The sequence below is a fragment of the Sphingomonas sp. Ant20 genome (genome assembly GCF_000783375.1).
GTDB lineage: Bacteria > Pseudomonadota > Alphaproteobacteria > Sphingomonadales > Sphingomonadaceae > Sphingomonas > Sphingomonas aerolata.
Window position 1 is genome coordinate 1 of sequence record NZ_JRVI01000249.1, and the last position, 6,648, is coordinate 6,648.

The 6,648-nt window shown below is 69.4% G+C and carries 10 protein-coding genes and 2 pseudogenes; 2 read left to right on the plus strand and 10 right to left on the minus strand.

Annotated elements, in window-relative coordinates; all coding sequences use genetic code 11:
- The 7 genes and pseudogenes from NI18_RS19485 to NI18_RS22645 all read right to left on the minus strand — a co-directional run.
- On the minus strand, window positions 1-377 hold a 377-nt coding region (locus NI18_RS19485; protein WP_037532551.1), incomplete at its 3' end, for an ATP12 family chaperone protein.
- A 13-nt stretch (window positions 378-390) separates the two neighbouring features.
- Window positions 391-609 (minus strand): hypothetical protein, encoded by a 219-nt coding sequence (locus tag NI18_RS19490; RefSeq protein ID WP_037532554.1) that lies wholly within the window; start codon window positions 607-609, stop codon window positions 391-393.
- A complete protein-coding gene (locus NI18_RS19495) occupies window positions 606-1,265 on the minus strand; it encodes an HAD-IA family hydrolase (RefSeq protein ID WP_037532557.1) in 660 nt (219 codons plus the stop codon). The genes NI18_RS19490 and NI18_RS19495 overlap by 4 nt, the downstream gene beginning before the upstream one ends.
- A 506-nt stretch (window positions 1,266-1,771) precedes the next feature.
- Window positions 1,772-2,812 (minus strand): annotated as a pseudogene (locus NI18_RS19500) (RluA family pseudouridine synthase); the annotation flags it as partial.
- A gap of 63 nt (window positions 2,813-2,875) precedes the next feature.
- Entirely contained in the window at window positions 2,876-3,250 is a 375-nt protein-coding gene (crcB, locus tag NI18_RS19505) for a fluoride efflux transporter CrcB (protein ID WP_031441014.1), read from the minus strand.
- An 87-nt stretch (window positions 3,251-3,337) separates the two neighbouring features.
- Window positions 3,338-3,547 (minus strand): hypothetical protein, encoded by a 210-nt coding sequence (locus NI18_RS22640; protein ID WP_052149361.1) that lies wholly within the window; start codon window positions 3,545-3,547, stop codon window positions 3,338-3,340.
- A 208-nt stretch (window positions 3,548-3,755) separates the two neighbouring features.
- The gene (locus NI18_RS22645; RefSeq protein ID WP_052149362.1) at window positions 3,756-4,085 is read right to left on the minus strand and encodes a hypothetical protein; all 330 of its coding nucleotides are present in this window, start codon (window positions 4,083-4,085) and stop codon (window positions 3,756-3,758) included.
- Window positions 4,086-4,193: 108 nt separating this feature from the next.
- On the opposite strand from NI18_RS22645, the pseudogene NI18_RS19515 reads away from it, so the two are divergent.
- Window positions 4,194-4,414, plus strand: a pseudogene (locus tag NI18_RS19515) (hypothetical protein).
- Between the two features lie 17 nt (window positions 4,415-4,431).
- Here NI18_RS19515 and NI18_RS19520 read toward each other — a convergent pair.
- The 3 genes from NI18_RS19520 to NI18_RS19530 form a co-directional block, all read right to left on the minus strand.
- On the minus strand, window positions 4,432-4,878 hold the full coding sequence (locus tag NI18_RS19520; protein ID WP_052149363.1) for a hypothetical protein: 447 nt from the start codon (window positions 4,876-4,878) through the stop codon (window positions 4,432-4,434).
- Window positions 4,879-4,891: 13 nt separating this feature from the next.
- Complete coding sequence (locus tag NI18_RS19525) at window positions 4,892-5,317, minus strand: OsmC family protein (protein ID WP_031395930.1); 426 nt, start codon at window positions 5,315-5,317, stop codon at window positions 4,892-4,894.
- A gap of 88 nt (window positions 5,318-5,405) precedes the next feature.
- On the minus strand, window positions 5,406-5,714 hold the full coding sequence (locus NI18_RS19530; RefSeq protein ID WP_037532560.1) for a glycine zipper 2TM domain-containing protein: 309 nt from the start codon (window positions 5,712-5,714) through the stop codon (window positions 5,406-5,408).
- A 351-nt stretch (window positions 5,715-6,065) separates the two neighbouring features.
- Here NI18_RS19530 and NI18_RS19535 point away from each other — a divergent pair.
- The coding region (locus tag NI18_RS19535; RefSeq protein WP_037532563.1) for a TRIC cation channel family protein at window positions 6,066-6,648 on the plus strand (583 nt) is incomplete at its 3' end.

Consider the following 6,648-nt stretch of genomic DNA (forward strand, 5'->3'; position numbering starts at 1 on the left):
ACCGCGAACGTCACGTCGTACCGCGCGCGCGCCCAGTCGAGCAGCGGGTCCCAGCGTGCCGCCTGCCGCTCGACCAGCGGCGGCGGCCCGTCCGCGCGGTAGCAGAGCAGGTCGCTCTCGCCATAGGCCGCCAGCCGTGCGGCGAACTGCGCCGGGTCGTTCGCGATCGGATCGGTCGCGGCATTGGCAAGGCCCGTCAGCGGCATCGTCCGCGGATCGATCGTCTCGCCGACGCTGCGCCATTCCTCCGCCACCGCCTGCGCCAGCGCATCGGTCGGCAGCGCGAGCGGCCGTCGCCCGGGGGTGCGGACCGGCTTGCCGTCGAGCGTCACCACGCGATCCGCATCGATCGCGACGTCTGTCCAGAATCTCTTCATGCGTCCTGTCCGGTCATTCGGTGGGCGTGCGCCAGCGCTGCGCCAGGCTGCGCGGCACGATCGCGATCATCGCCATCGCCGACAGCACGATCGCGGTGCCGAGGATCTTCGGCCCCCAGCTATAGGCGCGCGCGATCAGCACGAGCCCGAGCACCGCGCCCGCCACGCCCGCAAGCCGCACGCCGACCAGCACGAACCAGCGCCGCTGCGCCAGGCGATCGGCCTCCGTCACGACGCGGTCACCAGATGACGCAGCGCCGGTACCGTCTCGGCGACGACGTCCGCGCCGGCCTCCGCCAGCTCGTCGACCGCGTGATAGCCCCAGGTGACGCCGACCGCGCGCGCGCCCGCCGCGCGTGCCATCGCCATGTCATAGCTCGTATCGCCGATCATCGCGGTCGTCGCCGGGGTCGCGCCCGCCTCCTTGATCGCCGCGAACAGCATCGCCGGGTCGGGTTTGGAGGGATGTCGGTCCGCGGTCTGCAGCGTCACGAACCGGTCGGCGATGCCGTGCGCGGTGAGGACATGCGCAAGCCCGCGGTCCGACTTGCCCGTCGCGACGCCCAGCATCCAGCCATCGTCGGCGAGCGTCGCCAGCACGTCGGCAATCCCCTCGAACAGCGGCTCCTCGATCAGCTCGCCGCTCGTCCGCATCGCATGGAACGCGGCCTTGTAGTCCGTCGCGAGCGTGCGGTGCAGCGCCTCGTCGCCCTGCGGCACTAGGATCTGCATCGCCTCGACCAGGCTGAGCCCGACGATCCGCCGAATCGCGGCGCGCGGCGGCGGGACGAGCCCGGCCGTCTCGAACGCCCGCTCGCACGCGACGCAGATATTCGCCTGACTGTCGACGAGCGTCCCGTCACAATCGAACACGGCGAGGCGGATCATGAGATTTTCCAGCGCATCCCCGTCTCGTAGATCAGCCGGGCGAACGAGGGAACGCCAAACCGGAACGCGCATCGTCATGTTCCCCCGCAAAGGCGGGGGACTCGGGCCCAAGCAGAGCTGTCGATCATGCCCCCTGGATCCCCGCCCCCGCGGGGGAATGGGCAGGGGGGCACCCCCACCACCACCACCCCGGCGAAGGCCGGGGTCCAGTTGGGGGACGGTGCTGACGAAGCGCAGCACCCGGTTACTGCAACCTCCTCCAACGGGACCCCGGCCTTCGCGGGGTGGTAGTGGATATGGGCGAGGCCGACCCGCTAGATCACCGCGACCCCGGCCCGCTCCTAGGCCCGCTCGGCTTCCCCCCCGGACGCCCCCGGCCACCAGGCTTTGCACCCTCGACCCGCGGCCCACTCCTGGGCGCGCCGAACTTCGACCCCGCGCCCGTCCGCGAACCGCCCGTCTTCGGCCCCGCAGGCTTGCCCCCCGCCGGTCTTCTCCTCGACCACCCCGCGCCCGCGCCGTTCGCCGCGACGCTCCTTGCGCACCGACTTCGCATGCGCCCTGGCGCGCGACTTGATCTCCTCGCGCGACCGCGCGGTCTTCTCGTCGAGCACCAGTGCATCGCCGAGCGACTCCTCGAAGCCCAGCTGCTTCAGGCTTTCCGCGAAATGCGTCGCAGGTCGGCGGTCACGTCGATCGAGCCGCCATCGGGATGGTCCACCTTGATGCGCCGCGCATGGAGATGCATCTTGCGCGAGATGCCGCCGGTCAGGAACGCCGCCGCGCCGCCATATTTGCCGTCGCCGACGATCGGGTGGCCGATCGCCGCCATGTGGACGCGCAGCTGGTGCGTGCGGCCGGTAAAGGGCTGCAGCTCGACCCAGGCGGCGCGGTTGCCCGCGCGCTCGATCACGCGGTACCGGGTCCGCGCGGGCGCGCCCTCGGCCTCGTCGACATGCATCTTCTCGCCGCCGGTGCCCGGCTGCTTGCCGATCGGCAGCTCGATCATGCCGTCCTCGATCGACGGCACGTCGACTACCAGCGCCCAATACACCTTCCGCGCAGTGCGCCCCGAAAACGCTTGGCGAAGAATGCCGCGGCCCGCGACGTCCGCGCCACCAGCAGCGCGCCCGACGTATCCTTGTCGAGCCGGTGGACCAGCTTCGGCCGGCCCTCATTGTCATATTGGAGCGCATCGAGCAGCCCGTCGACATGCTGCGTCGTCTTGGTGCCGCCCTGCGTCGCCAGGCCCGGCGGCTTGTTCAGCACGAAGGCTGGAAATCCTTGTGGATGACCATCGCCTGCGCGGCTTCGGTCTCCTCGTCCGACAGGATCACGCGCTCGCGCACGCGCCGCGGCGCGTCGACGTCGGCGGTGGCCTTGTCGGCTTCGGGGGGCGGCACGCGCAGCATCTGGCCCGCCGCGATCCGGTCGCCCGGCGTCGCGCGCGCGCCGTCGACGCGCAGCTGGCCGGTCCGCGCCCACATCGCCACCGTCGTGAAGCTCGTTTCGGGCAGGTGCCGCTTGAACCACCGGTCCAGCCGGATGCCGTCATCGTCGAACCCGACGTGAACTCGCGGAAATTCGTATCGCTATCGTGTTTGCCCGCATCATGCGACGGCCCTTACTGCGGAGAGACCCGCGAACAACGCGGCGATCGAACCGATCACCGACACCAGAACATAGCCGAGCGCGAGGCCCGGCGCGCCACGCTCGATCATCGTGACGACGTCGAGCGAGAAGGAGGAAAAGGTCGTGAACCCGCCGAGCACGCCGACGCCGAGCAGCAGTCGCCAGCCCTCGGGCGCCGAATGGCGCGCGAGCACGCCGACGAGCACGCCCATCAGCAGCCCGCCGACAAGGTTCACCGCCAGCGTGCCGAACGGATAGCCGGCACCGAGCAGCGCGGTCATCGCGCGCCCGGTCAGATAGCGCGCGCCGGATCCGACCGCGCCACCGACCATGACATAGAGAAGGGGAGACATGCCCGCGCCCTAGCGCGAATCGCGGAAAACGGAAAGCCGCGCTTGACGGGCATGCGCGGCGCTCGCCCTTGGACACGGCGGCGTCGCTCAGTGCCCGGCGTTGGAGACCAGATCGACGTCGCTGACGCCCCCCACGCGCGGCGTGACATACACCCTATAGGCATCGCCGCCGCGCATACCGCCGAGCACGTGCCGGCGGCCATCGCTGCGGTGGTCGGCCGAATAGCCCGTGTCGGCGGTGCGGGTATAATAGAAGTCGAGCAGCCGCTGCGGCGTCGCCCGACTCGAAAAATGCACGACGCGCAGCCGGCAGCCGGCCTGGTCGGAACCTGCCGCCTCCGACAGCTGTGCATCGGGATAGAGCGGCAGGTCGGCGGGCAGGCGATTCGCCCAAAGCGCGGAATAGCCGATCGTCCGCGCGCACGCCGCTGCGTTCGGAAACGTCTGCCGCTCGGCCAGCGCGCCCAGCGTCAGCGCCGCGTCGGCCTGGCGGCAGGCGGGACAGTCACCGGCAGCAGCGGGCGCGCGTTTCAGCGTGCGCGGATCGACCGTATCGGCGCGGCGGCCGCTTCCTCGGGTGGCATCGCCCCGCCCATCGGTTCGGGCGGCGGGCGGATCGCGTCTCGTTCGACGACTGGGTCAGCGTTGGGTCGACCATGATCTGACCCGCGAGCGCGGCGTTCAGCGCCGGGTCGCCCGCATTGCCGTTGCTGAGGGCCGCTTCGAGGCTCGTCGGGTCCTGCTGATCGACCGCGGGCTCGCCGCACGCGATCAGCGCGAGCGGCAGGGCAAACGCTAGGGCGGGCAGGCGGATCGTGCGGGCGGAACGGGTCATCACCCGCCATCAATGCCGGAGCGCGAGTGAAGAAAGCGTTGTCGCGGTACGCTTGGTCGGCCGGCCCGCGATCTTGCCTGCGACCCGTCGAGACGCCATGTTTGGGTCATGCTCAACCTCGTCTCGATCCTCATCGGCCTCGTCACCCTTGCGCTGGGTCTCGTTGCCTTCTTCCCGCTGCTCGGCTGGATGAACTGGCTGGTCATCCCGATCGGCATCGTCGGCGCTGCGGTGGGTGCGCTGTCGTCGAGCAATGCCGGGCGAATCTGAACATCGTGCTGATCATCATCTTCACGCTGCGGCTGATGCTCGGTGGCGGAATCATCTGATCTCAGGAGTCTTGGGGTCAGCGGCAGCGGATCCGGCCGCGATCGACCGACCGGCCGGGCAGCGCACCGCCGCGGGTATCGACCAGCGTGCCGATCAGCCGTGACTCACCGCGCGCGATAATGTTGCCAAGAACGCCGCCGGCCAGCCCGCCGGTGATCAGCCCGGTCGTCCCGTCCTCGCGGCGGCAATAATAACGGCCGTCGGCGCCGCGATACAGCCGATCCGCCCGGCTCAGCCGGCGCACCGCATAATAGCGGCCATCGCGAAAATACCGGTCCGCGAAATAGCCGCGCTGCCCCGGTTCGGGGCGATCATGATCATAGGCGCGGTATCGCTGCCAGTCGCCGGCGTCGCGTCGTGCGCCGCCGGCGATCGTCTGTGCACCGGCCGCGGCGGCACCAGCGACCCCCGCCTCTAACCCCGCACCGAGCAGGACGAGGGCGATGGTCGCGGCGATCCGCATGCCGGCGCGTCGATCAGGCAAGCGTGTGGTCGAGCGTGATGTCGGCGTTCAGCACCTTCGACACCGGGCAGTTCGCCTTGGCATCCGCCGCGATCGTTGCGAACTCGTCGGCCGAGATGCCCTCGACCTTTGCGTTCAGCGTCAGCGCCGACTTGGTGATCTTGAACCCGTCGCCATCCTTGTCGAGCGTCACCTTCGCGCTCGTCTCGAGTGTGCCCGCCTCATAGCCCTTGGCCGCGAGCGCGAAGCTCAGCGCCATGGTGAAGCAGCTCGCATGCGCGGCGGCGATCAGTTCCTCGGGGTTAGTGCCGGGCTCGTTCTCGAACCGCGTGTTGAAGCCGTACGGCGAGTCGGACAAAACGCCCGACTGCGTCGAGACATGGCCCTTGCCGCTCTTGCCGAGGCCTTCATAGCTGGCCGAACCGCTGCGTGTCGTCATTTCCGGATCCTTCGAAACATGAAAAAGGGCGCCGCGGTTTCCTGCGACGCCCCCCTTCAACGCATCAGTCCGCAATGCGGTGCGTGGTTTAGCGGCAACGACGATTATTGTTGCTCGTGCCCTTGTCGATCGCGCGACCGGCCAGGCCACCTAGGACCGCGCCGCCGAGCGTGCCGACCGTGCGGTCGCCGCGCGTATCGACCGTGCGGCCGAGGAGCGCGCCGCCGACGCCGCCGATGATCGTGCCGGTCGTGCCGTTGCTCTTCTTGCAATAGGTCCGGCCGTCGCGACCGCGCCATTCGCGCTTGCCGCGCTGCGCATCCGCTGCCGAGATCGGCACCGCGAGCGTCGGCAGGACGAGGGCGGTCGCGCTGAGTGCCATGATCAACTTACGCATAAAATCTACTCCCGTTTGTAATGATCTGTGTCCGTAACGGCCGGCGTTTACCCCCGGTTGCATGAACCCAAAACAACGTCGCGTTCATCTTCGCTCCGGGCATCCTGGGTCGTGCAGGGCACGCAATCTGTCCCCGTTATCCACAGCAAGTTATCCACAGGCTGTGCACAAAAGGATAAGAACCGGCAAAATTGTGTCTCGCACACGGGCTGTCCGGGCACTTTTCCCCGTTATCCACAAAATATTATCCCAGCCTGTGGATAAGTTCGTCCTCAGCCGGGAAATCGCGCAAAATCCGGTCGCGGCTGCACCCTCGCTTGTGTCGCGCGCCACAGCGGCTAGGCCGGGGGGATGCTGCCCGCCACGATCCTGTCGCCCGACGTCCTTCCCGCCGCTGCGCGCTGGCTCGATCTCGCCGGGCTCGCGGTGTTCGCCGCCTCGGGCGCGCTCGCTGCGGCCAAGCGCGGGCAGACCGTCGTCACCGCGATCTTCTTCGGGCTGATCACCGGGGTCGGCGGGGGCACGGTGCGCGACCTGCTGATCGACGCACCGGTCTTCTGGGTGCACGACGCGCGCGCCGCCAGCATGTGCCTGATCGTCGCGCTGGTGATCTGGATCACGCCCGAACGCTGGTGGCGCGACGAGGCGCTGGGCTGGTTCGATGCGATCGGGCTCGCCGCCTATGCGGTGTTCGGCGCGGCCAAGGCGCTCGGCTATGGCGTGCCGCCCGTGCCCGCCGTGCTGATGGGGGTGATGAGCGCCTGTTTCGGCGGGATCATCCGCGACGTGCTCGCGGGCGAACCCTCGATCCTGATGCGTCCCGAACTCTATGTCACCGCGGCGGCGCTCGCCGCGGCGAGCTATGTCGGCCTCGTGCTGCTGGGCGTGCCGATCGGCTGGTCCGCGGTCGTCGCGGCGAGCGCGGGGTTCGGCT

Coding starts and splice junctions, on each gene's coding strand:
- NI18_RS22645 (WP_052149362.1), bottom strand. CDS start 4,085: ATGACCCGTTCCGCCCGCACGATCCGCCTGCCCGCCCTAGCGTTTGCC.
- crcB (WP_031441014.1), bottom strand. CDS start 3,250: ATGTCTCCCCTTCTCTATGTCATGGTCGGTGGCGCGGTCGGATCCGGC.
- NI18_RS19530 (WP_037532560.1), bottom strand. CDS start 5,714: ATGCGTAAGTTGATCATGGCACTCAGCGCGACCGCCCTCGTCCTGCCG.
- NI18_RS19525 (WP_031395930.1), bottom strand. CDS start 5,317: ATGACGACACGCAGCGGTTCGGCCAGCTATGAAGGCCTCGGCAAGAGC.
- NI18_RS19495 (WP_037532557.1), bottom strand. CDS start 1,265: ATGATCCGCCTCGCCGTGTTCGATTGTGACGGGACGCTCGTCGACAGT.
- NI18_RS19520 (WP_052149363.1), bottom strand. CDS start 4,878: ATGCGGATCGCCGCGACCATCGCCCTCGTCCTGCTCGGTGCGGGGTTA.